Below are 25,836 nucleotides of genomic sequence, written 5' to 3' on the forward strand. Positions count from 1 at the left end.
CATCCCGTAGGCGACATGAGCATCATCCAGAACCGCAAGGCCTTCCACGACTACTTCATCGAGGAAAAGCTCGAAGCCGGGCTCGTGCTGGAAGGTTGGGAGGTCAAGGCCATCCGCGCCGGCCGCGTCCAACTGAAGGAAAGCTACGTGGATTGGAAAAACGGCGCGTTCTGGCTGATCGGCTGCCACATCACGCCACTGCAATCCGCGTCCACCCACGTCAAAGCCGACCCGGTTCGTCCGCGTAAACTGTTGCTGTCCCAAGAACAGATCAACCGCTTCATCGGCAAGGTGGAACGCGCCGGCTACACCATGATGGCGCTGGACCTGCACTACACCCGCGGCAACATCAAGGCGGAAGTGGGGCTGGCCAAAGGCAAGAAGCTGCACGACAAGCGCGACACTGAAAAAGACCGCGAATGGCAGCGCGAGAAACAGCGCTTCATGAAAAACCAGCGTGGAGCCGCCTGATGAACCGCAGCGCGGCCTTGCCCATCGTGCTGATTTGCCTGGGATCGGTCTGGTTTCTGAAAAGCACCTCGCTGCTGCCCAACACATCCACCCTGCTCGCCTTGCTTCTGGCCGCCGCCGGAGTCTTGTTGTTCATCGTGGACGGCTTCAACAAATCCACCCTGGTCTCCAGCCCGCTGCTGGTCTACGCCGGCGGCGCGATCTATCTCTACGACAATCTGGGCCTGCGCCCCAGCCATCTGCTGTCCTTCGGCATGATCGTCGCCGGCCTGCTGATGCTGCTGGCCCGCAGCGAGCATATACCGGAACGCAGCCGCAGATTCCGACTGCCGTCGAGGGACGGCGAACAATGAAAGCAGGCCCGCGCCGCCGCGCGCTCAACCTCCTGCGACACAATCTCAATCATCATGGCCGCACGGCCCACAACATTTCCTGAAGGATAGGCATGGACAAAGTCCTCATTCTCGATTTCGGCTCTCAGGTCACCCAGCTGATTGCCCGCCGCGTACGCGAAGCTCACGTTTACTGTGAGCTTCATTCGTTTGACATGCCGCTTGAAGAAATCCGCGCATTCGCGCCCAAAGCCATCATCCTCTCCGGCGGCCCGAACTCGGTGTACGAATCCGACTACCAAGCAGATCCGGCGCTATTCGAACTCGGCGTTCCAGTGCTGGGCATCTGCTACGGCATGCAGTTCATGGCCCAGACCCTGGGCGGCAAGGTGGAAAGCGGCGACAAACGCGAGTTCGGCTACGCCCAGATCAAGGCGCGCCACCACTCCAAGCTGCTGGAAGGCCTGCAGGATCAGATCGACGACGCCGGCAACGGCTTCCTCGACGTATGGATGAGCCACGGCGACAAGGTGACCGCGCTACCGGCCGGCTTCCAGGTGATCGCCGAAACCCCGTCCTGCCCGTATGCGGCGATGGCGGACGAAGCCCGCGGCTTCTACGGCGTGCAGTTCCATCCGGAAGTGACACATACCAAACGCGGCACCGAGATGATCCACCGCTTTGTGCTGCACGTAGCGGGCTGCAAACCCAGTTGGACCATGCCCAACTACATCGACGAAGCGGTGAAGAAAATCCGCGAACAAGTGGGCGACGAAGAAGTCATCCTCGGCCTGTCCGGTGGCGTGGACTCCTCCGTAGCCGCCGCACTGATCCACCGCGCCATCGGCAATCAGCTGACCTGCGTTTTCGTCGATCACGGCCTGCTACGCCTGAATGAAGGCAAGATGGTGATGGAAATGTTCGCGCAGAACCTGGGCGTGAAAGTAGTGCATGTGCAGGCGGAAGCCGACTTCATGAGCAAGCTCGCCGGCGAAAGCGATCCAGAGAAGAAGCGCAAGATCATCGGCGCGGAATTCATTGAGGTGTTCGACCGCGAATCCGGCAAGCTGACCAACGCCAAATGGCTGGCTCAAGGCACTATCTACCCGGATGTGATCGAATCCGCCGGCGCCAAGACCAAGAAAGCCCACACCATCAAGAGCCACCACAATGTGGGCGGCCTGCCGGAAGACATGAACCTCAAACTGCTGGAGCCGCTGCGCGAGCTGTTCAAGGACGAAGTTCGCCAGTTGGGCGTCGCGCTCGGCCTGCCGCACGACATGGTCTACCGTCACCCCTTCCCGGGCCCGGGCCTTGGCGTGCGCATCCTTGGCGAAGTGAAGAAAGAATACGCCGACCTGCTGCGCCAGGCTGATGCCATCTTCATCGAAGAACTGCGCAATACCGTGGACGAGAAAACCGGCAAGAACTGGTACGAGCTGACCAGCCAGGCCTTCGCCGTGTTCCTGCCGGTGAAATCCGTTGGCGTAATGGGCGACGGCCGCACTTACGATTATGTCGTCGCGCTGCGCGCCGTGGTCACCAGCGACTTCATGACCGCCCACTGGGCGGAACTGCCTTACAACCTGCTGGGCCGCGCCTCCAACCGCATCATCAATGAGGTGAAGGGCATCAACCGCGTGGTTTACGACGTGTCCGGCAAACCGCCGGCCACCATCGAGTGGGAATAAGCGCCTTTCTATCAACCCCGGCCCAGCGCCGGGGTTTTTTCTTGTCCATGCCCGGTGTAATTTATGCCGTTAAAATGCAATTGACTATCGCCACATTTCCCAACACGCGCTAAACTGGCGGCATGTTTGCCATATCGCCATATTCGCATTGCCTTAAGCAGATCCGAGCCCCCCGACTAGCCACCGTCGGCGCGCATTGAATCCGATCCCAGCCGCTCCTCCGCCGTCGCCCCCGAACCCTCATGAACGCCATCTCCACGCCTGCCGCCGCACTTTCACGCACCGACTACCGCACCCTGGGACTGGCCGCATTGGGCGGCGCGCTCGAAATCTACGACTTCATCGTCTTTGCCTTCTTCGCCGCCACGCTCAGCCACCTGTTCTTCCCGCCGCAAATGCCGGAATGGCTGCGCTTGCTGCAAACCTTCGGCATTTTCGCCACCGGCTATCTGGCTCGCCCGCTGGGCGGCATGCTGATGGCCCACTTTGCGGACCGCTTGGGCCGCAAACGGATGTTCAGCCTAAGCATGCTGATGATGGCCGGCCCCTGTCTGCTGATCGGCCTGCTGCCCACCTACGCCCAGATCGGTTATCTCGCGCCGCTGCTGCTCTTATGCCTGCGGCTGCTGCAAGGCGCGGCGGTGGGCGGCGAAGTGCCCAGCGCCTGGACTTTTGTCGCCGAGCACGCTCCGGCCCGCCACCGCGGCTACGCGTTGGGCCTGCTGCAGGCCGGCCTGACCATGGGCTACCTGCTGGGCGCGCTCACCGCCACCCTGCTGGCCGAAATCTTCAGCCCGCAGCAAATGCAGGATTACGCTTGGCGCATTCCGTTCTTGCTCGGCGGCCCGCTGGGCCTGTTCGGCGTCTGGCTGCGCCGCTGGCTGAATGAAACACCGGTATTCCTGTCCCTGCGCTCTCAGCGACAGGAACGCGCCTACCCGCTGTTGGAAGTGCTACGCTCTCACCGGAGCACGCTGCTGCCGGCCGCGCTGCTGACCTGCGTACTGACCTCGGCTGTAATAATCCCGGTCGTGGTAACACCCACCTTGCTGCAGCAACACTTCGCCTGGTCGGCCAAGGATGCCTTCGCGCTAGGCAGCCTCGGCATCGTGTTTCTGAACATCGGCTGCGTGATCGCCGGCCGCGTTACAGACCGTGTCGGCCCTTTGCACAGCCTGATCCTCTACAGTCTGTTGCTACCCGTGGGCATTGGCCTGCTCTACGCCAGCCTGATCGGCGGCTGGCGCTGGCCCGGCGTCGCCTACGCCATCGCCGGCTTATGCTGCGGCATCGTCGGCGTGGTGCCTTCGGCGATGATCAGTCTGTTCCCCGCGGATATCCGCGTGTCCGGCATCGCCGTCACCTACAACATCGCCTATTCGCTATGGGCCAGCGCCGCGCCGCTGCTGCTGATCGCCGCAGCACCCTGGAGCCCCTGGGTCTCCGCCTGGTTCGGCCTAGCTATGGGCGGCGTCGGCCTGTTCGCGGCCAGCCGCTTCCGCGCGCCTAGCGTTCCACATTGGGAAAACGCAGCCTATAGCCGGATTTGACGCAGTCGAAATCGGTCAAATCCAGTGTTTGACGTCACTGGCCCAGCCTGATAGGTTGATGGTAGCCAGCTTGATTGCTGCACCGCGTGAGCCGTGCCATCGCGGAGTTCCCATTCATTTTCACCAGGAGATCTTTATGTCCAATGCCGCTGCAATCGCCAAGGAAAAAGAACAATTACTGGATGACGTGCGCCAGGTTCTGGTCAGCACCGAAGAGCTGATCGACGCCTCGCTGGACGACGGCAGCCAGAAAAGCAAGGAAATCCGCCAGCGCGTCAGCGAAAAACTGAAAGTGGCCAAGGCCAAGTTGCTGGATGCCGAACAAGTGGTGGTCGGCAAGGCCAAGGTCGCCGCCAAGGCGACAGATCAATACGTGCATGAAAACCCTTGGAAATCGATCGGTATCGCCGCTGGCGTCGCCTTCCTGCTGGGCATGCTGGTTTCCCGCCGCTAAGGCATGCCGCAACGCCAATCCCTGCCCCGTCCCGGCAGCCTGCGCTCCTTCGCCGGCGGGGTGGCTTCCCTGCTGCTGACCCGAGCGGAGTTGCTGTCGCTTGAAGCCCAGGAACTGAAAGACGACATCATCGGCAGCCTGTTCACCGGCATGCTGGCGCTGATTCTCATCGCCGTAGGCCTGACGGCCGGACTGCTGCTGGTCTGGACGCTGACTCCGCCGACTCTGCGCGCCTGGGTCCTCGCCGTCTGCGCACTGTCGTTCTGCGGCGCCGGCGCCTGGCTAGGCTTCAGCTTGCGCCGACGCCTTCGCGATCAAGGACCGGCCTTTGCCACCACCTTGGAAGAAGTTCGCAAGGACTGGGCGGCTCTGGGCGGAGGAGACGCGCCGTGAACCCAAAGGACCGCGCCATCAAGAAACAGTTGCTGGTGATGAAGGGTGAAGCGCTCAGAGTCAAACTGCGCCTGGAGTTGAATACTCTGCGGCGCCATCCTCTAGGCGCAGCCGGGGAAGGTTTGAAGGCCTGGAGCCGGCAGCGCGGCCTCGGAAAAATTCTGGCCACGCTCGGCAGTCTGCTGCCGCCCGGCGGACGACTGCAATCCTGGCTTGGCACCGGCGCGCGGCTATGGGCGCTGTGGCAGCTGGGGCGCCGGCTCTGGCGCAGCCGCTGATCAAGCCTGGACGTTCACGCCCGCGCCGGCCTCCGCCTCAACGTGGACCTGAACGTCCATTTCTCCGTTCTCCGCTATTTCTCCAGTCGCCAGCATCTTCTCGATGCCGGCCATATCCTTGTCCATCTCCCTGATCATCTTCCGGAATTCCTGATCCGCTTGCAGCTGGCGCGTCTGCTGCTTGAGCCAGTTTTGCAGCTGCTTCAGCTTCATCATGATGTCCTGGATCACCGGGTCTCCCGCCACCGGATTGCCGCCGGAAAGCGGATTACCGCCCCCCGTCCGCGGCGCGGCGCCATCGTCGCGAGCCACAACCCCCGCGTTCTTGTCGCCGTTGGCGGCAGCCGCGTCGCCGCGCGCGCCGGCGGCCGAGGACGCTTCCCCCGCCTGGTCCTTAGCCTGCCGCGTCTCATCCTCCACCGCGGCGGCTTGAGCCTGAACCTGGGCCGCGGCGCCGGACGCGTCTCCGCCGGCGTCCGCCGGCTCGGGCACGGCCGCATCCGAGGTGGCCGCGCTTGCCGCCTCCACGTCGCCGCCTACGCTCACCGACATCATGGAATCGGCTGCATTTTGCGTCATGCTGGCCACTAACTGTTTCAACTCCTTGACCGCGCGGGCCAGTTCCCCCGCCAGCGCTTTCAGACTGGCCTTGTCTCGGCCCGCCATCTGCGCCATCTTCAGCAGCATGTCCACCTTCTTCTTCAACATCTCCTTTTGCATGCCATCCACTTCGGGCGAACGCTTGGGCAATGGCCGCAAAGTCACTTTCAGTTGCTGCATGAATTTGCGCAAGCTTTGCTGCAAAGAAGATTGCAGCTGCTGACGCGCCTGTTGCGCCGGACTGGCCGGCAAGGAAGCTGTTGGGGAGGCCGCCTGGGCCGCCGCGGATTCGGCGAAAGAAGCTGCCGCGGCGCGGCCGGCCGATGACTTGGGTTGGGACGGCGTATAGGAGGCGGAATAGGGCTTTATCACGGGCATATAAGAAAAAACCTATGGTTATGACATTCTATCGGCAGTGAAAGGGATTTCTTTACGCTAAAATCGACATCATGCAAGACAAACCCGTCCCGTCCGCAGGAACCATCGCAAGCAGCTCGCCGCTGACCTCGCCCCCACTGCCGCCCGCGGCCATCGCCTGGCTCGCCGAAATCGGCATTATCGACGCCGACACCCTGCGGCAACGGGGCCCCGTCTTGGCTTTCTTGCAATTGAAAAGCCGCGGGCGCACCGCCACCCGCAAACTGCTGTTCGCGCTGGAAGCCGCCTGCCGCGGCATTCATTGGAACCAGCTTGGGGACGAGGCCAAAAACGCCTTGCTGCGACAGCTCGCCGCTCACCCGCCCGTGGCCGCGCCGCCGTCCGACACCGAAATCGCCCTCCATCTGACCCAAGCGCTGGAACTAGCCGCCCAGGCCGGCCTGGAAGGCGAGATTCCTGTGGGCGCAGTGGTTGTCCGACAAGGCGAAGTGATTGGACGCGGCTACAATCAACCTATAGGCCGGCATGACCCCAGCGCCCACGCAGAAATCATGGCCATGCGCGACGCGGCCGGCCTGTTGGGCAATTACCGCCTAGACGGCTGCGATCTATACGTGACGCTGGAACCTTGCTTGATGTGCAGCGGCGCCATCATGCACGCTCGCATCGCTCGCGTGGTTTACGGCGCGCCCGACGCCAAGACCGGGGCAGCCGGCAGCGTGCTGGACGTTTTCGCGGACAGCCGTCTCAATCATCACGCCGCGGTGTTCGGCAAACAGCAGGCGGATGCCTGCGCGCAACCGTTGACGGCGTTTTTCCAAACCCGTCGGAAAGGCTGATGCCATGCTGCGACTGATGCTGGCCCTATTCTTGAGCGCGTCCGCTTTCGCCGCGGACACGGAAGACGACGCCTCGCTGACAATGGATCCGCTGCCGGCGGCTGCGTTCGCCGCTAGCCAGCAAACCGCCGCGCCCTTGCTGGACACCCATCCCAATCCTCGCCATTACGGCGCGCCCTGGGTTCTGGTTGGCGTGCGCAGCCAGACCCTGCGTCGTTACGACGGCTGGGGGCTGCTGCAGCGCGAATATCAAGTATCCACCGCGCGCAACGGCGTGGGAGAAGTCAGCGGCAGCTACCAAACACCGCGCGGCTGGCACCGAGTCTGCGAGCGCATCGGCGCCGGCGTAGAGGCCAACACCATTATTTTCCGCCGTAAAGTGACGCCCTGGAAGTACACGTCGGAACTACACGCCCAGTACCCGAACAAGGACTGGATCCTCACCCGTATCCTGTGGCTGTGCGGTGAAGAACCAGGAAAGAACCAAGGCGGCGAGGTAGACAGCTATAATCGAGCCATTTACATTCACGGTGCCGGGGACCATGTGCCCTGGGGCACCCCAAGCTCCCTCGGCTGCGTCCGCATGAAAAACCCGGACGTAATCGAACTGTTCGACACCACCGACAACGGCATTGATGTCCTGATTGATGAGAACGCCTGATGCATTCCGCGCTGACCCTGACCACGCCTGCCCTGCTGTTTCCCGCTATCTCCCTGTTGCTGCTGGCTTATACCAACCGTTTTCTCGGCCTGGCCGGCATCATTCGCAATCTATATGAGGAGTACCGCGACAGCCAGGATCCAAAAATCCTGCGCCAGATCGGCAATTTGCGCACTCGCATCACCTTGATCAAATGGATGCAGTGCCTGGGCATCGCCAGCCTGTTCCTGTGTACCGTGGCGATGTTTCAGGTCTATACCGGCTGGCAGGCCTGGGGGGAGCTGACTTTCGGCATCAGCTTGCTGTGCATGATCTGCTCGCTGGCCGTGTCCTTGATAGAGCTTCTACGCTCGTCGGACGCGCTCAACATCCTGCTGTCCGATCTACAGGCGGAATACGACAAGCGACGCTAAGAACCTGTTTACGATCTGCTACGCCTCGGCGATACGGCATTGAAAACGTCTTCGAAATGCTTATGTACCCTGTGTACACTCCGCTTTCTCCGCCGTTTTCGTCTTGTCTCGCGTTTGCTCGTGTAACCATAAACGGCTTTATACTGGGCGCCGCGCCACCAGCAAGCTTAACGGCATGCTCACTTGACGCGCTTGCCCGCCATCGCCCCAGGCACGGGCGATGCGACCGGAAGCATCGTCCAGCACATGCTCGCCTAAAGTCTGCTTGCACAGCTTGCTGGCGGAAAGCGTGTTTAGAAAGCCCAGATATTGTTCCAGCGTCCAATCGCAGCTAATCGCCAGCTCCGGCGCTTCAAGCGTAGGCAGCGGGCAACCCGCTGTACTGTAGCCATCCCACAAAATCTGGCAGCGACTAGACCAAAACGGCTCGATGATGGAAATCAAAATCGACGCGGCGCGGTCCACCTCGGGGGAAACCCGGCATAGATGATAGCCCCACGCGGCGAATACTCCGCCCGGCTTGAGCACTCTTCCCACCTCCGGCCAAAACGACGGAAAGTGAAACCAATGCAGCGCCTGCGATACCGTGATCAGATCGAAAGCGGCGTCGTCGAAAGGCGTGACCTCGGCGGGACACTCCCGGTAATACACCTGATTATGCGCCTCGGCCTGACCCAGTTGCGCGGAGCTGATGTCGGTGGCGTCTACCCGCGCGAAGCTCTCCCCCAACCTCACAGCGGTCTGGCCGTTGCCGGTTGCGCAATCCCAGGCCCGTTCGCGCTCGAGACACTGCGGCAACAACCACTGATACAAGGCCTCCGGATAAGCCGGACGAAACCGAGCATATAAATCCGAATACAGGCTGAAAGTAGCAACGGAATTGGATAGCATGTTCGCTCTCTACAATTGCTGTAGCTTTCCATTAGATGACAGCCTAGACCGTCATGTCCATTCGTCATAACAGACGTTCACAATATATTTCAGCCCAGGCGTATTCTCAAGTCGTCCGCGGCACGAGTAGAGCTGCAAATTCAGCACGCCCACCGATAAAATGCTTATATCATAACTTACATACAATCACCAGCCGTCGCAACGGCATCCGTATCAGGAATTTCAAAGCGCACCAACGGAAATGAAACAGGCGGGAATGAAGAAACCAACAGCGATGGTCGCCGGAAATGCAAAAAGCCCGCGGTAGCGGGCTCATTGCAGTTTCAGAAGAGGATTGTGGTGCCGGTAAGAGGAGTCGAACCCCCGACCTTCGCATTACGAATGCGCTGCTCTACCAACTGAGCTATACCGGCACGTCACTCCGCACTGAAGCAGAGCGCGTAATAATAAACAGTTTCCATCGATTTGAAAAGGGGCGGCGCGCGTTTCCAAATATCCGAATTAATTTATCCGCGCTTTAATGCAAAAACCCTGAATTCAAATAATTGAATTCAGGGTTTTGAATCTGGTCGGAGTGAGAGGATTCGAACCTCCGGCCTCTACGTCCCGAACGTAGCGCTCTACCAGGCTAAGCTACACTCCGATTTACTGCGTTCGACGCCAAGCGCCGAGGAGCAGAAATTTACTACATCTGATGTTTTCTGACAAGCTTTTTCTATTCATATGGTCGGAGTGAGAGGATTCGAACCTCCGGCCTCTACGTCCCGAACGTAGCGCTCTACCAGGCTAAGCTACACTCCGACGACCATCTGCAAGCTTATCTGAAAACCACCCCGCTACCATGCTGGCTGCGGTACAATCTGTGGCATCAGAGGACGCGCATTATGGAACAAATATGTGGTTTAGGCAACTATCTTTTTACCGTTTGAATCAAGACGACTCCCCTAATACCGAGCAGCTTTCCGCCGCGCTGGAAAAGCGTCCATTCCAGCACTGCATGGGACTGGACTGGTTCAGCGAAGGCTGGGTTTCCGCCGCTGGTCACCTGGACGCTCCCGTCTTCGCCGTGCGCGGCTGCCAGATGGTGTCGCTGCGCCGCGAAGACAAGGTGCTGCCCTCGTCGGTGATCCGCGACTTCGTCGACCTGAAGGTCGCCGAGATCGAAGACAAGGAACTGCGCAAGGTCGGCCGCAAGGAAAAGCTGGCGCTGAAAGAGCAGATCACCGACGACCTGCTGCCGCGCGCCTTTGTGCGCAGCAGCCGGATGAGCGCTTATCTGGACACCCGACGCGGCTGGCTGATGGTGGACTCGGCCGCAGCCAGCAAGGCGGAGGCGCTGGTCTCCAAGCTGCGCGAAGCGCTGCCGCCCTTCCCCGCCGCGTTGCCTCGCACCAAGATTGCGCCGCATACCGCGATGACGGACTGGCTGGCGGCTGGCGAAGCGCCTGCCGGCTTTGAGCTGGATTCCGATTGCGAACTGAAAGACAGCAGCGAAAACGGCGCGGTGGTGCGTTGCGCGCGCATCGACCTGACCGCGGACGAGATTCGCCAGCACATCGCCACCGGCAAGCAAGTGACCCGGGTGGGCCTGATCTGGCAAGAAAAGATCCGCTTCCAGCTGACCGACATGCTGCAGTTGAAGCGGCTGCAGTTCCTGGACTTGCTGCAGGACGAAGCCAGCCAGGCCGGCGACGATAGAGAAAGCCTGTTCGAAGCCACCTTCACCTTGATGAGCGAAGAACTGGGCGAGCTGGTTGACGCACTGGTTGCCGCCCTGGGCGGCCTGGAAGATGCGGCCAGCCCGGCCGCAGCCGCCCCGCAGGCGGTCAACGCGCCCGCCGCCGCCGAAGCCGGCTCCGACGTCGGCACCGAAGTCCCCTGGGATTAAGTCCGTCCCGGCCCCGGCCGCCCAAGGCCGCCGGGGCCATAGCTCTACGCGAGTTCAAGCCGCTCAGCATAGCCATGCGCTAACATCTAGAAACAAACAATCAATTTAACAAATAATTAGCCATCGCCGATACTAGAGGCACTTCCCACAAGGACGACCGCGATGAAAGCTGCAAACTGGCAAGACCTCTGGCTTGAGCTGTGCTCCAGCTTCGCCTGGCTGCAATGAAAGCACAGCCACACGCCGACAGGCCCAAGATCAAAAAGCGGGAAGGTTTTTTTGACATTTAAATAGTAATGATTATCATTCAATAAAAGGAGCGCATGATGACCATGTACCGACAACAACTGAGAAAGCTGAAGCAGCAGACGCAGGCCGAGCCACCCGGCCAGCTCCCGCTGCGGCGACTGCTGGGATTTATCATCTTCATCGCCGGTTGCGCCATTCTGCTTGGCGGCTTGCATTAGTCCGCCGCCTACCGCCATTTCCCGGCCGGCAATGCCGTCAGCGCACTCTATTATTTCCAAATAGTAAACAATAAAGCCAATAAATAGCGGTTTATCAGGTAATTTCTGTGTATTAAGCTGAAGCCATCCATAGAATGAAAGCTTCAGCCATGACTACTCGCCTACCCGCGCTGTTCATCTCGCACGGCGCTCCCACCCTGGTGCTGGAAGACAGCCCAAGCCGCCACTTCATCGCCCAACTGGGAACGACGCTGCCGCGCCCTCGCGCCATCGTCATCGTTTCCGCCCACTGGGAAACCCGCGGGCTAGTGGTCAACCACAACCCAAGTCCGGAAACCATTCACGACTTCTACGGTTTCCCCGAGGACTTGTACCACCTGAGCTACCCGGCGCGCACCGATGCGCCGCTCTGCGCGCGCCTGCATGAATTGTTCGCCGCCGCCGGACTACCGGCGCAAAGCACCGAGCAACGCGGCCTGGATCACGGCGCCTGGACCCCGCTGATGTTGATGTATCCGCAGGCGGACATTCCCATCGTCAATCTGTCGCTGCCGCATCAGGCGCCGGCCGCTGAATTGATGCGCATAGGCGAAGCGCTGCGTCCGCTGCGCGACGAAGGCGTCTTGATCGTCGCCTCCGGCAGCTACACCCACAATCTGCGCACGCTGGCGCCGGAGGGTTCGGTACCGGCGCCATGGGCGCTGGCCTTCCGCGACTGGATGGACCAGCAGTTGCTGAGCGGCGCTCAGGATGCACTGGCCGACTGGCTGCAACAAGCGCCCTATCCGCGCCATAACCACCCCAGCGACGAGCACATCGCCCCTCTATGGATTGCGCTGGGCGCCGGGGGCCGCGGCGCCAAGGCTTCCAAACTGCACGACGACTGGCGCATGGGCAATCTGTCCATGGCCAGCTGGCGCTTCGACTAGCCGCCCGCCGCCGGCGGCGCGGCATCGTCGTCCTTGTCTTCCTCGTCCCAGCCCAGCGGCTTGACGCCGGGCGGCAGCTCCGGCGGCGGCTCCCGCCTGGCCAGCCTGATCAGAATGCCCAGCGCCGTCACAGCAGGCGCGGCGGCGATGATCACCCAGAACAGGGTGGAATGCATCAAATCCATATCCGCTCCCATGCAAAACGCCCCGGCTGGAGCCGGGGCGCGATGTCTTGCCCGCCTGCGCTTAGCGTTGACGCAGCAAGCGCGCAGCATCCAGCGCGAAATAGGTCAGGATCCCGTCCGCGCCGGCCCGCTTGAACGCGATCAGGCTTTCCAGCATGCATTTTTCCTCGTTCAGCCAGCCGTTCTGGAACGCGGCCTTCAACATCGCGTATTCGCCAGACACTTGATAGGCAAAGGTCGGCACCCGGAAGGTGTCCTTGACCCGGCGGATGACGTCCAGATAGGGCATACCCGGCTTGATCATCACCGCGTCCGCGCCTTCCTCCAGGTCCTGCGCCACTTCCTGGATTGCTTCGTCCAGATTGGCCGGATCCATTTGGTAGTTGTTCTTGTCGGCCTTGCCCAGATTACCGGACGAGCCCAGCGCATCGCGGAATGGACCGTAGAAGCCGGACGCGTACTTGGCCGAATACGCCAGGATCTTGGTGTGGATGAAGCCTTCCTCCTCGAAAGCCTCGCGGATCGCGCCAATGCGGCCATCCATCATGTCGGACGGGCCGAACATGTCCACGCCGGCTTCGGCGTGACAGAGACCTTGCTTGATCAGGATCTCGGTGGTTTCGTCATTGAGCACATAGCCGCTGTCGTCCATCACGCCGTCCTGACCGTGGATGGTGTAGGGATCCAACGCGCCATCGGTCATCACACCCAGTTCGGGAAAACGTTTCTTCAGCTCGCGCACCGCGGTAGGCACCAGGCCTTCCGGGTTGTAAGCCTCTTGCGCGCTATTGTCCTTGCCGGACTCGATCACCGGAAACAGCGACAGCATCGGGATACCCAATTCCAGCGCCTGTTCGGCGGTGTGCAGCAGCTTGTCCAGCGTCTGGCGCGGCGCGCCCGGCATCGACGGCACTTCCACCACCCGGTTCTGCCCCTCCATCACAAATACCGGATAGATCAGATCGTTGGCGGTCAGCACGTTTTCACGCATCAGGCGACGGGAGAATTCATCTTTGCGCATGCGACGCATGCGAGTGGCGGGAAAATAACGATTGGCAAAAATCATGACAATTCCATTAGTAAGGATCAGCCCGGCCATTGTACGCCTGTTGCCGCCGCCCCGCAGCGGATGCCGGCCGGCAAAACAGAGTGTTCTGAATTTTGCACGCTCGGCCTGCGGACAGCGCCGGACACCGGCGCTGTCCGCGTCCAACTTGGCTCAGCTCTTACGCGGAGCAAGCTTGCCCTCATCCTCCTCATGAGCAGCCTGCGCCGCCAATTCCGCGGCCAGATTGTCCTCCGCGCGTCGCCCTTCCCAATAAGCGGCGTTGACGATGCCCAGTTTCTCCGGATGGAACACCGGGTCCAGCCCCTGCGCCTTCTGCGCTTCGTAATCGCGCAGACAGGCCAGCGCTGGTTTTTGCATGAGGATGATGGCGATGATGTTGAGCCAGGCCATCAGGCCCACGCCGATATCGCCCAGCCCCCAGGCCAGATCCGCGGTTTTGACCGTGCCGTACACCGTGGCCGCCATCAGCGCGATCTTTAACACGAAGCTCAGCCAAGGCAGCTGGATCTTGCGGTTGATGTAGGCGATATTGGTTTCAGCGATGTAGTAGTAGGCGACGATGGTGGTAAAGGCGAAAAAGAACAGCGCCAGCGCGACGAAGATGGAACCAAAGCCCGGCATGATGCTTTCCATCGCGATCTGCACATAGCCCGGCCCCGCCGCCACGCCGGCAATGCCGGTGAACATGGCCTGGCCTTCCGGGCCCTGCACATTGTATTGGCCGGTGATCAGCAGCATGAAAGCAGTGGCGGAACAGACGAACAGGGTGTCGATATAGACCGAGAAGGCCTGCACCAGGCCCTGTTTGGCCGGATGCGACACCGCAGCGGCGCTGGAGGCGTGCGGGCCGGTACCCTGGCCGGCTTCGTTGGAATACACGCCGCGCTTCACCCCCCACTGGATGGCCAGGCCGAGAATGGCGCCGAAACCGGCCTCCATGCCAAACGCGCTTTTCAGCACCAGCGCCATCACGCCGGGCAGCTGCTCGATGTTCAAGGCGATGATCACGCAGGCAACGATGATATAACCCAGGGCCATGAACGGCACCACCGCGCCGGCGAACAACGCGATGCGCTTGACCCCGCCGAAGATGATGAACCCCAGGATGATGGCCAGTACCGCGGCGGTGACGGTGGGCGCGATGCCGAAGGCGGTATCCAACGAGGCGGCGATGGAATTGGCCTGTACCCCCGGCAAGAGCACACCGGTGGCGACAATGGTGGTGATGGCGAACAGCCAGGCATACCACTTCATGCCCAGCCCCTTCTCTATGTAGAAAGCCGGTCCGCCGCGATACTGGCCGTCTATTTTCTCCTTGTAGACTTGGCCCAACGTCGATTCGACAAAGGCGGAACTGGCACCGAGAAAGGCCACCATCCACATCCAGAAGATGGCGCCCGGGCCGCCGAAAGTAATTGCGGTGGCCACGCCGGCGATATTGCCGGTGCCCACGCGGCCGGCCAAGGTCATCGCCAGCGCCTGAAACGAGGACACACCGCTGGAGGTGCTCTCGGTATTGAACATCAGCCGCAGCATTTCCTTGAAGTGGCGCAACTGCAGGAAGTGCGTGCGCACAGACAAGTAAAGACCTACGCCCAAACACAGGTAAATCAGCGCCGGGCTCCAGATAACGCCGTTGACGGCGTTGACGAATTCATCCATGAAACTCTCCTTTGAGCGAAGCCGGGTGCGCTTCGCCTAACGGCGGACACCCGGATATTTTTATGTTCTCGCCCCGGAGCGGGGATCCGGAGCCCCTCCAAGATAAGGCCCTAGACCGGAACCCTCCAGATAATTCATTTTAAAAAAACGCTCATTACAACAAGTTACCCAAAAACATTTGACCAATTGACAAAAAAATGAAACAAAAAAAACGGCAAGCGAACTCGCTTGCCGTTTTTGCTCCGACGACCGCGGAGGCCGCTCGGGTAACGCTTTAGCCGAAGAAATCCTTCAACTTGTCCATGAAGGACTTCGAACGCGGATTGTGAGTGGCCACATCGCCCTGGCTGATCGCGTCGAATTCACGCAGCAGCTCTTTCTGACGATCGGTCAGCTTGACCGGGGTTTCCACCACCACATGGCAGTGCAGGTCGCCATAATCGGTGCCGCGCACCGCCTTCACACCTTTGCCGCGCAAGCGGTAGACTCGGCCGCTCTGGGTTTCCGCCGCGATTTTGACCTTGGCCATGCCGTCCAGCGTGGGGATTTCCACTTCACCGCCCAGCGCCGCAGTGGAAAAGGAAATCGGCATCTCGCAATGCAGGTCCATGCCGTCGCGCTGGAACACCGCGTGCGGCTTGATGTGGGTGACCACATAGAGATCGCCGGACGGTCCGCCGTTCTGGCCGGGCTCCCCTTCGCCGGACAAGCGGATGCGGTCGCCTTCGTCCACGCCAGGTGGAATCTTCACGTTCAGCGTCTTGTTGGTCTTTTTCTGGCCCGCGCCATGGCAACTGGTGCAGGGATCGGAAATCTGCTTGCCGGTGCCGTGGCAGGTTGGGCAGGTTTGCTGGATGGAAAAGAAGCCCTGGCTCATCCGCACCTGGCCGTGGCCGCCGCAGGTGCTGCAGGTCTTCGGCTGGGTGCCGGGCTTGGCGCCGCTGCCGTGGCAGACTTCGCACTCTTCATGCGAAGGAATGCGGATCTGCTTCTCACAACCGCGAGCGGCTTCTTCCAGCGAGATTTCCATGTTGTAGCGCAGATCCGCGCCGCGATAAACATTGGAGCGCCCGCCGCCGCCGCCACCGCCGGAACGTCCGCCGCCGAAGATGTCGCTGAAGATATCTGCAAAATCGCCAAAGCCTCCGAAGCCCGCGCCGCCGCCGGCGCCGGCCTGCGGATCCACCCCGGCGTGACCGAATTGGTCGTAAGCGCCGCGCTTCTGGCTGTCGGACAAAATCTCGTAAGCTTCCTTGACCTCTTTGAACTTCTCTTCCGCTTCCTTGCTGTCCGGATTGCGATCCGGGTGATACTTCATCGCCAGCTTGCGGTAAGCCTTTTTGATGTCGTCGTCGGAGGCGTCGCGATTGACGCCCAACACATCGTAGTAATCTTTCTTGGACATGTTCCTGTCTCTCTCAAAATTCAGCCTGCACGGGAAGCAAGCCCCCTGCGCGGCCGGCCACCATACGCCAATGACCGGTCCGAGCCGCGGAACACTCCGGCGGGCCCGGCCCGGTCATCAGGCGTCAAGACATCGGCTGGCGATTAAGCCTTGTCTTTCTTCACTTCTTCAAACTCGGCGTCGACGACGTTGCCGTCTTCCTGCTTGCCCGCCTGCGCGTCCGCGCCGCCCTGCTGGGCGCCGGCTTCAGCCTGCTGAGCCTGGGCATACATGATTTCGCCCAGCTTCTGGCTGGCCTTGGCCAGTTCTTCGGTCTTGGCTTCGATCGCGGCCTTGTCTTCGCTCTTGGCCACTTCCTCGGCCGCCTTCACCGCGTCTTCGATCTTGGCCTTCTCGGCAGCGTCGATCTTGTCGCCGTGCTCGGCCAGAGATTTCTTCACGCTGTGGATCAGGCCTTCCGCCTGATTGCGCGCGGTGACCAGCTCGTGCAGCTTCTTGTCTTCCTCGGCGTTGGCCTCGGCGTCCTTCACCATTTGCTGGATCTCGGCTTCGGACAAGCCGGAAGAAGCCTGGATGGTGATGTTGGCCTGCTTGCCGGAAGCCTTGTCCTTAGCCGACACATGCAGAATACCGTTGGCGTCGATATTGAACTCCACTTCGATCTGCGGAATGCCGCGCGGCGCCGGCGGAATGTCGCCCAGGTTGAACTGGCCCAGGCTCTTGTTGGCGGAAGCTTTCTCGCGCTCGCCTTGCAGCACGTGGATGGTCACCGCGGTCTGGTTGTCGTCGGCGGTGGAGAACACCTGCGACGCCTTGGTCGGGATGGTGGTGTTCTTCTGGATCAGCTTGGTCATCACGCCGCCCAGGGTTTCAATGCCCAACGACAGCGGGGTCACGTCCAAGAGCAACACGTCCTTGCGGTCGCCGGACAGTACCGAACCCTGGATCGCCGCGCCGACAGCCACGGCTTCGTCCGGGTTCACATCCTTGCGCGGCTCCTTGCCGAAGAACTCTTTAACCTTTTCCTGCACCTTGGGCATGCGGGTCTGACCGCCGACCAGGATCACGTCGGAGATGTCGTTGACCGACAGGCCGGCATCCTTCAGCGCAACGCGGCACGGCTCAATGGAGCGCTCGACCAGATCTTCCACCAGGCTTTCGAACTTGGCGCGGGTAATCTTCATCGCCAAGTGTTTCGGGCCGGTGGCATCCATGGTGATGTATGGCAGGTTCACCTCGGTCTGGGTCGCGCTGGACAGCTCGATCTTAGCTTTTTCAGCGGCTTCCTTCAGACGTTGCAACGCCATCACATCGTTCTTCAGATCCACACCCTGTTCGCGCTTGAACTCGGTCACGATGTAGTCGATCACGCGCTGATCGAAGTCTTCACCGCCCAGGAAGGTGTCGCCGTTGGTCGACAACACTTCGAACTGGTGCTCGCCGTCCACATCGGCGATTTCAATGATGGACACGTCGAAAGTGCCACCGCCCAGATCGTACACCGCGATCTTGCGGTCGCCTTCCTGCTTAGACAGGCCGAAAGCCAGTGCCGCGGCGGTCGGTTCGTTGATGATGCGCTTCACTTCCAGACCGGCGATGCGGCCGGCGTCCTTGGTGGCCTGGCGCTGGCTGTCGTTGAAGTAAGCCGGCACGGTGATCACCGCCTCGGTCACTTCCTCGCCCAGATAATCTTCAGCGGCCTTCTTCATCTTGCGCAGTACTTCGGCGGAGATTTGCGGCGGGGCCAGTTCTTGGTCGCGCACTTTCACCCAGGCGTCGCCGTTCTTGGCTTTCAGAATTTCAAAAGGCATCAGGTCGATGTCTTTCTGCACTTCCTTATCTTCGAAGCGGCGGCCAATCAGGCGCTTGGCGGCGTAGATGGTATTGCGCGGATTGGTCACGGCCTGGCGTTTGGCCGGCGCGCCAACCAGGATTTCGCCGTCGTCCATGTAAGCGATGATGGACGGGGTGGTGCGAGCGCCTTCGGCGTTCTCGATGACTTTCGGGTTGCCGCCCTCCACTACCGATACGCAGGAGTTGGTGGTGCCCAAGTCGATGCCAATGATTTTACCCATGTCGAAGTTCCTTTATCTTAATTCGTTTCAGCGGCCATTTGTTCGATAGCGACCGCCTGTTGTCTCAATAGGTATTGGCTATGCCCATTATTTCAAGAGGAGCACGCCGCCCTTTTTTATGCTTTCGCCTTAGCCACCACCACCATCGCCGGACGCAGCACGCGGTCCGAGATCTGGTAGCCTTTTTGCATCACTCGCACGATGGTGTTGGGCTCGGCGTCGGCCTCTTCCGCGCTCATCGCCTGATGCTGATGCGGGTCCAGCTTGTCGCCCGCCTGAGGGGCGATGTCCTTGATCTGCGCCTTGTCGAAAGCGGAGACCAACTGCTTCAGCGTCATGTCCACGCCCATCTTCAGGGTGTCGATCTGGCCGCTCTGATCCAGCAAGGCCATTTCCAGATAGTCCTTCACCGACACCAACTCGCCGGCAAACTTGGTGATCGCGTACTTGTGCGCGGCGGCGACGTCTTCCTGCGCGCGGCGGCGCTGATTTTCCAGATCGGCGCGGGCGCGCAGCAATGCGTCCTTCAGTTCGGCCACTTCCGCATCCAGAGCGGCGATCCGCTGCTCTGCGCTCAGTTCTTGCTCTACGGCCTGCTCCGCCACCGTTGCGTCGATATTGTCATTGTCCACGGCGTCTGCCGCGATGTTTTGCTTGTCCTGCATGGCAATTCCTCGGATTTGGATTCAGCGGTACGAATAGTCCCGACTCAAGGTAGGGGCTTCATCGCGGAATTCAAGTCCTGAAAACGACTGAACCGCTTCAGACCGCCGCGCCCAGGCTGCCAAACGCGGATGTGCGTTTGCGGACTTTTATTTTCTAAAAGCAAACGCTTGAGCGAGCCGCAATATTCGTTTTAGGAAAGTTACTGTTAGCTTTTGAAAATCAACAATTTTCTTTGTGCTGCACTGCACACAAGCGTTTTTTTTTGTGCTAATAATTGAGCCACACCCGCAAGTGCACTGCCGGGCGGCCCTCTATCCGCAGGGTCTGAGCGGCGGGCATGCCGAGCCGGCGCCATGAGGGCCGGCCGCAAGAAAATCCGGAAAAACCGGATGAAACAGATCGCTTAATGAGGACGCCGGCGACTGCCGGCGCGCACAGAAACGTATCGAGAAGGGCTTTAGCATGACGACTCGCGAACAACGCATTGCAGCCATCCAGAAAGACTGGAACGAAAATCCCCGCTGGAAAGGCATCAAGCGCGGCTACAGCGCCGCTGATGTGGAACGACTGCGCGGCTCGCTGCAGATTGAGTACTCGTTGGCGCGCAACGGCGCGGACAAACTGTGGGGCCTGCTCCACAGCGAGCCTTACATCAACTGTCTGGGCGCGCTGACCGGCGGTCAGGCCATGCAGCAGGTCAAGGCCGGCGTCAAAGCCATTTATCTGTCCGGCTGGCAAGTGGCCGCCGACAACAATGAATATTCCGCGATGTACCCGGATCAGTCGCTGTATCCGGTGGACTCTGTGCCCAAGGTGGTGGAGCGCATCAACAACGCCTTCACCCGCGCTGACGAAATCCAGCATTCCAAGGGCGTGGCGCAAGGCGACGCCGGCTTCATCGACTACTTCGCCCCTATCGTGGCGGATGCCGAAGCCGGTTTCGGCGGCGTGCTGAACGCCTATGAATTGATGAAGGCGATGATACGCGCCGGCGCCGGCGGCGTGCACTTCGAAGACCAATTGGCCTCGGTGAAGAAATGCGGCCACATGGGCGGCAAGGTGTTGGTCCCGACCCAGGAAGCCGTGCAGAAACTGATCGCCGCGCGCTTGGCCGCCGATGTTTACGGCGTGCCCACTCTGGTGATCGCCCGCACAGACGCCGAAGCCGCCGATCTGTTGACCAGCGACTGCGACGAGCGCGACCGTCCCTTCCTGACCGGCGAGCGCACCGCCGAAGGCTTCTACAAGACCAAGAAAGGCTTGGAACAGGCGATCAGCCGCGCCATCGCCTATGCCGACTACGCCGATCTGGTCTGGTGCGAAACCGGTACACCGGATCTGGAATTCGCACGGAAGTTCGCCGAAGCGGTTCACGCCAAGCATCCGGGCAAACTGCTGGCCTACAACTGCTCGCCGTCCTTCAACTGGAAGAAGAACCTGGACGACGCCACCATCGCTAAATTCCAACGCGAACTGGGTGCGATGGGCTATAAGTACCAGTTCATTACCTTGGCCGGCATTCACAACATGTGGTACAACATGTACGACCTGGCGCAAGATTATGTTGCCCGCGGCATGTCCGCCTATGTTGAAAAAGTGCAGGAGCCGGAGTTTGCCGCCCGCGAACGCGGCTACACCTTCGTATCCCATCAACAGGAAGTGGGCACCGGCTACTTCGACGACGTCACCACCGTGATCCAGGGCGGCCAATCCAGCGTCACAGCGCTGACAGGCTCCACCGAGGAAGAGCAGTTCCACTAAGCCGCGGCACAGGCTTCAAGCCGAGAAAACGCCCACCTTGCCGTGGGCGTTTTTATTGACCTGCCGCTGCGCCGAAAAGCTACTTTTCAAGCCCACGGCTCGCGATACCGAAAATGCGTCAAGCCGTCTAGATTGTTTAATGCGACTAAATAATTAATTTATCCGACGACGCTTTTTCAATTCACCATCATCGCCAATACTTGCACAAGGCCCACCTCGCTGCGGGCCTTTGTTAATTCACGGCAATATGAAAGGCTCGCCATGGCGAAAGTCGTCGTTGTATATCACTCCGGTTACGGTCACACCCAGCAAGTGGCCCAGCATGTCGCCGAAGGCGCCGGTGCGCAATTGCTGGCCATTGACGCCGAGGGTAATCTGCCCGCCGGCGCCTGGGATCTGCTAAATAGCGCCGACGCCATCATTTTCGGCTCGCCCACGTATATGGGAAGCCCAAGCTGGCAGTTCAAGAAATTCGCCGACGCCAGCTCCAAAGTCTGGTTCACACGAGGCTGGCAGGACAAGGTGTTCGGCGGCTTCACCAACAGCGCCAGCCTGAACGGCGACAAACAGGTTTCGCTGATTTATCTGCAAACCCTGGCCTCTCAGCACGGCGGTCTGTGGGTCAGCCTGGGCTTGCTGCCCAGCAACGCCAAGAACGCCAGCCGCGAGGACATCAACAATCTGGGCGGCTCGGTAGGCCTGCTGGTGCAATCGCCGTCCGACGCCAGCGTCGACGAAATCCCGCAGGGCGATCTGGACACCGCCAAGGCCTACGGCCAGCGCGTGGCCGGCATTGCCGCCAAACTGCGCGGCTAAGAACCTGTTTACGATAAACTCCGCGTCGTAAAAGACAAAGGGGGCCAACGGCCCCCTTTCTTGCGTCGACGCATGTCGCTCAGCCGCACATGGCCAGTTGGTCCAGCAGCTTCTGATGAATGCCGCCGAAGCCCCCGTTACTCATCACCAGCACATGGTCGCCCGGGCGCGCCGCGGCCACCACCGCTTGCAGCAGCGCGTCGAAATTGTCGAAGGTTTGCGCGCGGTCGCCCAGCTCTGCCAAGGCCTCGCCGGGGTTCCACCCCAGATTGGCGGCGGAACAGAACACCAGGTCGGCATCGGCCAGAGAGGCCGGCAGCGCAGCCTTCATCGTGCCCAGCTTCATGGTGTTGGAGCGCGGCTCCAGCACCGCCAGGATGCGCGCCCCACCTGCCTTGTGGCGCAGGCCGGCCAGGGTGGTGGCGATGGCGGTGGGATGATGGGCGAAATCGTCGTACACCGTGACTCCGGCCGCCACGCCGCGCACCTCCATACGCCGCTTTACGTTTTGAAAGCGCGACAATGCATCAATGGCCTGGCTCACTGCCACGCCGACATGGCGAGCGGCGGCGATTGCCGCCAAGGCGTTGAGACGGTTGTGTTCGCCCATCAAATCCCAACGCACCCGGCCCTGAATCTGGCCGTTGAGCAGCACATCGAAATGGCCATTGTCCTCCAGCGCGCCCAGCTGCCAGCCGGCGTCCGCGCCAAAGCGTTCCACCGGCGTCCAGCAGCCGCGCTCCAGCACCCGATCCAAGCTCGCCTCCCGGCCATTGCTGACGATCAGGCCCTGGCCCGGCACGGTGCGCACCAGGTGGTGGAACTGAGTTTCTATCGCCGCCAGGTCGGCGAAGATGTCGGCGTGGTCAAACTCCAGGTTGTTCAGCACCGCGGTGCGCGGCCGGTAATGGACGAATTTGGAGCGCTTGTCGAAGAAGGCGGTATCGTATTCGTCAGCCTCAATCACAAAGAAGGGGCTGACGCTCGCCGCGTCCTGACGCGGCGCGCCAGGCAGGCGCGCCGACACGCCAAAGTTCTGCGGAATGCCGCCGATCAGGAAGCCCGGCGCCAGGCCGGCATCTTCCAAGATCCAAGCCAGCATTGAACTGGTGGTGGTTTTGCCGTGAGTGCCAGCCACCGCCAGCACCCATAAATCCTTGAGCACGTTTTCCGCCAGCCACTGTGGGCCGGAGATATAAGGCAGCCCGCGATTGAGGATTTCCTCCATCAGCGGCTTGCCGCGCGTCACCACATTGCCCACCACGAAGATGTCCGCGCCGATGTCGGCCTGCTCCGCGCCGAAGCCCTGGATCAGCTCGATGCCCATGGCTTCCAGCTGGGTGCTCATCGGCGGGTATACATTGGCGTCGCAGCCGGTGACCTTGTGGCCGGCCTGTTTGGCGATAGCGGCGATGCCCCCCATGAAGGTGCCGCAAATGCCCAGGATATGGATGTGCATAGTTTGGTTCAGCGTATTGAAAACGGCAAAACGGCAAGCATACCGGAAAGCGGCGGGGCCGACATCCATGCCCTCCGGCTCGAACAAGACAAAGCCCGCGACAGCGGGCTTTGTCTGCAACAGGACGGCGGGTTCAGAAGAAAATCAGCGTCATCAGCACAAACAAGGGCAACAGAATGGCGCAGGACCAGCCCAGATAGCCGAAGAAGCTCGGCATCTTCACATGACGATGCTCGGCGATGGCCTTGACCATGAAATTGGGCGCGTTGCCGATATACGTATTGGCGCCCATGAACACAGCGCCCATGGAGATCGCCAGCAGGGTGTCCGCCATCGGGCCCATCAGCACCTGAGCGTCGCCATGCGCCAGGTTGAAGAACACCAGATAGGTGGGCGCATTGTCCAGGAAGCTGGACAGAATGCCGGTCATCCAGAAATACATCATGTTCACCGGCTGGCCGTTGGCATCGGACACCATGCGCACCAGGCCGGCCAAGTGGCCGTCGGCGCCGGCGCGCAGAATGGCGATCACCGGGCCGATGGTGACGAAGATGCCGGCAAACAACTTGCCCACTTCCAGAATGGGATCCCAGTTGAACTCGTTGCCGGCGCGCACTTGCTTGGGAGTGATCCACAGCGAGGCGAAGGCCAGGCCGATCAGCGCCAGATCGCGAATGATGTTCTGCAGCTCGACATGCGTGCCCATGATGTCGAACTCCACGCCCGGCTTCCAAACGCCGGACATCAACACCGCGCCGACAATGCCGGCCAGCAGGAACAGATTACGCTTGCCATGCAGCTTGATCGGCTTGTCCTTGGAGCGATCCACCTCCGGCAGCGTGCCCGCCTGGGCTTCTTTCTTGAAGAGATAGCTGTCCAACACGTAGAAAATGGCAAGCAGCGCCAGCGACAACACCAATACCGGCAGCGCCATGTGCTGCACCGTCCAGCCGAAACTCACGCCCTTGAGGAAGCCGAGAAACAGCGGCGGGTCGCCCAGCGGAGTCAGGCCGCCGCCGATATTCGCCACCAGGAAAATGAAGAACACCACCACGTGCACATTGTGCTTGCGCTTTTCATTGGCGCGCAGCAAGGGGCGGATCAACAGCATCGCCGCGCCGGTGGTGCCCATGATGGAGGCCAGCGCGGTGCCGATCGCCAAGATGGCGGTATTGAGCTTGGGCGAGCCGTGCAGCGAGCCCCACACCAGAATGCCGCCGGACACTGTGTACAGCGAAAACAGCAGCACGATGAAGGGAATATATTCGGCGAACAGGGCGTGAACGATCAGCGCCATAGAAGTGCCTAGGCCATATGCCACCGCGAAGGGCGCCAGGAATAGCACGGTCCAGACCGCGGTGATCTTGCCGAAGTGGTGGTGCCAGATACCCGGCGCGAATATGGGGAACAGCGCGATGGACAGCAAAATGCCGGCAAACGGCAGTCCCCAGGCCAGGCTCAAGGTGGCGCCGTCCAGTTCAGCGGCTTGCGCCAGCGTCGGCAGCAGGGCCAGCGCGGCGGCGCTAAAGAGTTTTTTGGTCATCTATCTTCCCGAGGGCATGACGCCCATTGATAAAAGCGCCATCGCCTGCGCCGCGTGAGGGCAGGCTATGCAAAGAGTGGATTCCGGCAGTGTTATCGACGCGAAACGGCAGCCGGATGCCGTTGCGCTGACGCTTAGCCGTCAGGCCGGCGCGGATCTCGTCTCCGTGGAAGCGGCGCCTCCGTTTCGGCCAGAACGGTTACAAAGCGTTACATCGTCCCATAACTCGGGCAGTCCGGACAAGGAAAACCGGAATCGGAACCAAGAGTTTTTGCGCAATTGCCACGCTAATTAAGCATTTGATGAAACAAGGCCGGCGGCTCATTGCCGCCGGCCTTGTCTTGAAAGCTGTTCAAGGGCCCTCGAACAAGAATGCTTAGAGCCTACTCACGATCTCGCGAGCTAAGGCGAGGCAAGGCGAAAACGGCTGAGAAAGCGGAGTGTACACACGGTACATGAGCATTTCGAATGCCGTTTTCAACGCCGTATCGCCGACGCGCAGCAGATCGTGAACAGGTTCTCAGCGCTGAATGAACTCGATCTTGTAGCCGTCCGGATCCTCGACGAAGGCGATCACCGTAGTGCCATGCTTCATCGGGCCGGCTTCGCGGGTGACCTTGCCGCCCTTGGCGCGCACCATGTCACAGGCGGCGTAGGCGTCCGGCACTTCCACGGCGATATGGCCGTAACCGGTGCCCAGTTCGTAGGACTCGGTGTCCCAGTTGTGGGTCAGTTCCAGCACCGTCTGTTCCTCTTCCGCGCCGTAACCCACAAAGGCCAGGGTGAAGCGGCCTTCCGGATAATCCTGGCGGCGCAACAGTTTCATATCGAGCACTTCCTGGTAAAACGCCAGCGAGCGCTCCAAGTTGCCCACTCGCAGCATGGTATGTAGTAAACGCATCATTCTTCTCCTTAGAACCTGTTCACGATCTGCTGCGCGTCAGCGATACGGCGTTGAAA

The 25,836-nt window shown here is 60.7% G+C and carries 26 protein-coding genes and 3 tRNA genes; 14 read left to right on the forward strand and 15 right to left on the reverse strand.

The annotated features are described in order from the left end of the window. The first annotated feature begins 15 nt into the window (after positions 1-15). From smpB to MOV80_RS02615, 7 genes are all read left to right on the forward strand, one after another. A complete protein-coding gene (gene smpB / locus MOV80_RS02585; protein WP_019103542.1) occupies positions 16-471 on the forward strand; it encodes an SsrA-binding protein SmpB in 456 nt (151 codons plus the stop codon). Beyond that, positions 471-824, forward strand: a complete 354-nt coding sequence (locus tag MOV80_RS02590; RefSeq protein WP_118266700.1) for a hypothetical protein — start codon at positions 471-473, stop codon at positions 822-824. The genes smpB and MOV80_RS02590 overlap by 1 nt, the downstream gene beginning before the upstream one ends. A gap of 86 nt (positions 825-910) precedes the next feature. Then, a complete protein-coding gene (gene guaA, locus MOV80_RS02595; protein ID WP_085951926.1) occupies positions 911-2,494 on the forward strand; it encodes a glutamine-hydrolyzing GMP synthase in 1,584 nt (527 codons plus the stop codon). Positions 2,495-2,736: 242 nt separating this feature from the next. Next, the gene (locus tag MOV80_RS02600; protein WP_081575380.1) at positions 2,737-4,044 is read left to right on the forward strand and encodes an MFS transporter; all 1,308 of its coding nucleotides are present in this window, start codon (positions 2,737-2,739) and stop codon (positions 4,042-4,044) included. Positions 4,045-4,180: 136 nt separating this feature from the next. Further along, positions 4,181-4,498, forward strand: a complete 318-nt coding sequence (locus tag MOV80_RS02605) for a DUF883 family protein (RefSeq protein WP_019103538.1) — start codon at positions 4,181-4,183, stop codon at positions 4,496-4,498. A gap of 3 nt (positions 4,499-4,501) precedes the next feature. Continuing rightward, positions 4,502-4,891, forward strand: a complete 390-nt coding sequence (locus MOV80_RS02610) for a phage holin family protein (RefSeq protein WP_043591881.1) — start codon at positions 4,502-4,504, stop codon at positions 4,889-4,891. Then, the gene (locus MOV80_RS02615; protein WP_081575379.1) at positions 4,888-5,169 is read left to right on the forward strand and encodes a hypothetical protein; all 282 of its coding nucleotides are present in this window, start codon (positions 4,888-4,890) and stop codon (positions 5,167-5,169) included. Before MOV80_RS02610 ends, MOV80_RS02615 begins: the two co-directional genes overlap by 4 nt. Here the strand turns inward: MOV80_RS02615 and MOV80_RS02620 are convergent, their stop codons facing one another. Beyond that, positions 5,170-6,147 (reverse strand): hypothetical protein, encoded by a 978-nt coding sequence (locus tag MOV80_RS02620; protein ID WP_249604803.1) that lies wholly within the window; start codon positions 6,145-6,147, stop codon positions 5,170-5,172. It lies immediately after the preceding gene. 71 nt (positions 6,148-6,218) lie between these two features. Here MOV80_RS02620 and tadA point away from each other — a divergent pair, with 71 nt between their 5' ends. The 3 genes from tadA to MOV80_RS02635 are packed head-to-tail and all read left to right on the forward strand — an operon-like array spanning position 6,219 to position 8,060. Then, on the forward strand, positions 6,219-6,986 hold the full coding sequence (gene tadA, locus MOV80_RS02625; protein ID WP_249604804.1) for a tRNA adenosine(34) deaminase TadA: 768 nt from the start codon (positions 6,219-6,221) through the stop codon (positions 6,984-6,986). A 4-nt stretch (positions 6,987-6,990) separates the two neighbouring features. Then, complete coding sequence (locus tag MOV80_RS02630; RefSeq protein WP_043591891.1) at positions 6,991-7,647, forward strand: L,D-transpeptidase; 657 nt, start codon at positions 6,991-6,993, stop codon at positions 7,645-7,647. Continuing rightward, a complete protein-coding gene (locus tag MOV80_RS02635; RefSeq protein ID WP_019104308.1) occupies positions 7,647-8,060 on the forward strand; it encodes a DUF2721 domain-containing protein in 414 nt (137 codons plus the stop codon). The genes MOV80_RS02630 and MOV80_RS02635 overlap by 1 nt, the downstream gene beginning before the upstream one ends. A gap of 138 nt (positions 8,061-8,198) precedes the next feature. Here MOV80_RS02635 and MOV80_RS02640 read toward each other — a convergent pair whose 3' ends face one another. From MOV80_RS02640 to MOV80_RS02655, 4 genes are all read right to left on the reverse strand, one after another. Then, positions 8,199-8,951: a class I SAM-dependent methyltransferase gene (locus MOV80_RS02640; protein WP_019104307.1), complete on the reverse strand. Its 753-nt coding sequence runs from the start codon at positions 8,949-8,951 to the stop codon at positions 8,199-8,201. A gap of 337 nt (positions 8,952-9,288) precedes the next feature. After that, positions 9,289-9,364: transfer RNA gene (locus MOV80_RS02645), tRNA-Thr, on the reverse strand. Positions 9,365-9,517: 153 nt separating this feature from the next. After that, positions 9,518-9,594: transfer RNA gene (locus MOV80_RS02650), tRNA-Pro, on the reverse strand. 81 nt (positions 9,595-9,675) lie between these two features. After that, a tRNA-Pro gene (locus MOV80_RS02655) sits at positions 9,676-9,752 on the reverse strand. Between the two features lie 94 nt (positions 9,753-9,846). Between MOV80_RS02655 and MOV80_RS02660 the strand changes: the two genes are divergently transcribed. After that, positions 9,847-10,839, forward strand: a complete 993-nt coding sequence (locus MOV80_RS02660; RefSeq protein WP_081575375.1) for a recombination-associated protein RdgC — start codon at positions 9,847-9,849, stop codon at positions 10,837-10,839. Positions 10,840-10,955: 116 nt separating this feature from the next. Here the strand turns inward: MOV80_RS02660 and MOV80_RS02665 are convergent, their stop codons facing one another. Continuing rightward, on the reverse strand, positions 10,956-11,303 hold the full coding sequence (locus tag MOV80_RS02665; RefSeq protein WP_141113204.1) for a hypothetical protein: 348 nt from the start codon (positions 11,301-11,303) through the stop codon (positions 10,956-10,958). Between the two features lie 152 nt (positions 11,304-11,455). Here MOV80_RS02665 and MOV80_RS02670 point away from each other — a divergent pair, with 152 nt between their 5' ends. Then, positions 11,456-12,235, forward strand: coding sequence for a class III extradiol ring-cleavage dioxygenase (locus tag MOV80_RS02670; RefSeq protein WP_107732695.1), 780 nt, complete (start codon positions 11,456-11,458; stop codon positions 12,233-12,235). Here the strand turns inward: MOV80_RS02670 and MOV80_RS02675 are convergent. From MOV80_RS02675 to grpE, 6 genes are all read right to left on the reverse strand, one after another. Then, positions 12,232-12,420 (reverse strand): hypothetical protein, encoded by a 189-nt coding sequence (locus MOV80_RS02675; protein ID WP_019101557.1) that lies wholly within the window; start codon positions 12,418-12,420, stop codon positions 12,232-12,234. The two genes, MOV80_RS02670 and MOV80_RS02675, sit on opposite strands and share 4 nt — an antisense overlap. A 61-nt stretch (positions 12,421-12,481) precedes the next feature. After that, positions 12,482-13,486 (reverse strand): porphobilinogen synthase, encoded by a 1,005-nt coding sequence (gene hemB, locus MOV80_RS02680; RefSeq protein WP_107732696.1) that lies wholly within the window; start codon positions 13,484-13,486, stop codon positions 12,482-12,484. A 153-nt stretch (positions 13,487-13,639) separates the two neighbouring features. Then, on the reverse strand, positions 13,640-15,151 hold the full coding sequence (locus MOV80_RS02685; protein WP_249604805.1) for an alanine/glycine:cation symporter family protein: 1,512 nt from the start codon (positions 15,149-15,151) through the stop codon (positions 13,640-13,642). A 274-nt stretch (positions 15,152-15,425) separates the two neighbouring features. Beyond that, on the reverse strand, positions 15,426-16,556 hold the full coding sequence (dnaJ, locus tag MOV80_RS02690) for a molecular chaperone DnaJ (RefSeq protein WP_107732697.1): 1,131 nt from the start codon (positions 16,554-16,556) through the stop codon (positions 15,426-15,428). A 143-nt stretch (positions 16,557-16,699) separates the two neighbouring features. Continuing rightward, positions 16,700-18,631, reverse strand: a complete 1,932-nt coding sequence (dnaK, locus tag MOV80_RS02695; protein ID WP_019101051.1) for a molecular chaperone DnaK — start codon at positions 18,629-18,631, stop codon at positions 16,700-16,702. Between the two features lie 116 nt (positions 18,632-18,747). Beyond that, the gene (gene grpE, locus MOV80_RS02700) at positions 18,748-19,296 is read right to left on the reverse strand and encodes a nucleotide exchange factor GrpE (RefSeq protein WP_043632594.1); all 549 of its coding nucleotides are present in this window, start codon (positions 19,294-19,296) and stop codon (positions 18,748-18,750) included. A gap of 463 nt (positions 19,297-19,759) precedes the next feature. Here grpE and aceA point away from each other — a divergent pair, with 463 nt between their 5' ends. Then, positions 19,760-21,058, forward strand: coding sequence for an isocitrate lyase (gene aceA, locus MOV80_RS02705; RefSeq protein ID WP_019101049.1), 1,299 nt, complete (start codon positions 19,760-19,762; stop codon positions 21,056-21,058). Between the two features lie 261 nt (positions 21,059-21,319). Then, positions 21,320-21,874: a flavodoxin family protein gene (locus tag MOV80_RS02710; protein ID WP_019101048.1), complete on the forward strand. Its 555-nt coding sequence runs from the start codon at positions 21,320-21,322 to the stop codon at positions 21,872-21,874. 79 nt (positions 21,875-21,953) lie between these two features. Here MOV80_RS02710 and mpl read toward each other — a convergent pair whose 3' ends face one another. From mpl to gloA, 3 genes are all read right to left on the reverse strand, one after another. Next, entirely contained in the window at positions 21,954-23,333 is a 1,380-nt protein-coding gene (gene mpl / locus MOV80_RS02715) for a UDP-N-acetylmuramate:L-alanyl-gamma-D-glutamyl-meso-diaminopimelate ligase (protein WP_118268592.1), read from the reverse strand. A gap of 133 nt (positions 23,334-23,466) precedes the next feature. Then, positions 23,467-24,876, reverse strand: a complete 1,410-nt coding sequence (locus tag MOV80_RS02720) for a sodium:proton antiporter (RefSeq protein ID WP_043632591.1) — start codon at positions 24,874-24,876, stop codon at positions 23,467-23,469. A gap of 520 nt (positions 24,877-25,396) precedes the next feature. Beyond that, positions 25,397-25,777 (reverse strand): lactoylglutathione lyase, encoded by a 381-nt coding sequence (gloA, locus tag MOV80_RS02725; RefSeq protein WP_043591907.1) that lies wholly within the window; start codon positions 25,775-25,777, stop codon positions 25,397-25,399. Between the last annotated feature and the right edge of the window lie 59 nt (positions 25,778-25,836).

Origin of the sequence: Chromobacterium sp. IRSSSOUMB001 (assembly GCF_023507765.1) — a bacterium.
In the GTDB taxonomy this organism is placed as follows: Bacteria; Pseudomonadota; Gammaproteobacteria; order Burkholderiales; family Chromobacteriaceae; genus Chromobacterium; species Chromobacterium haemolyticum.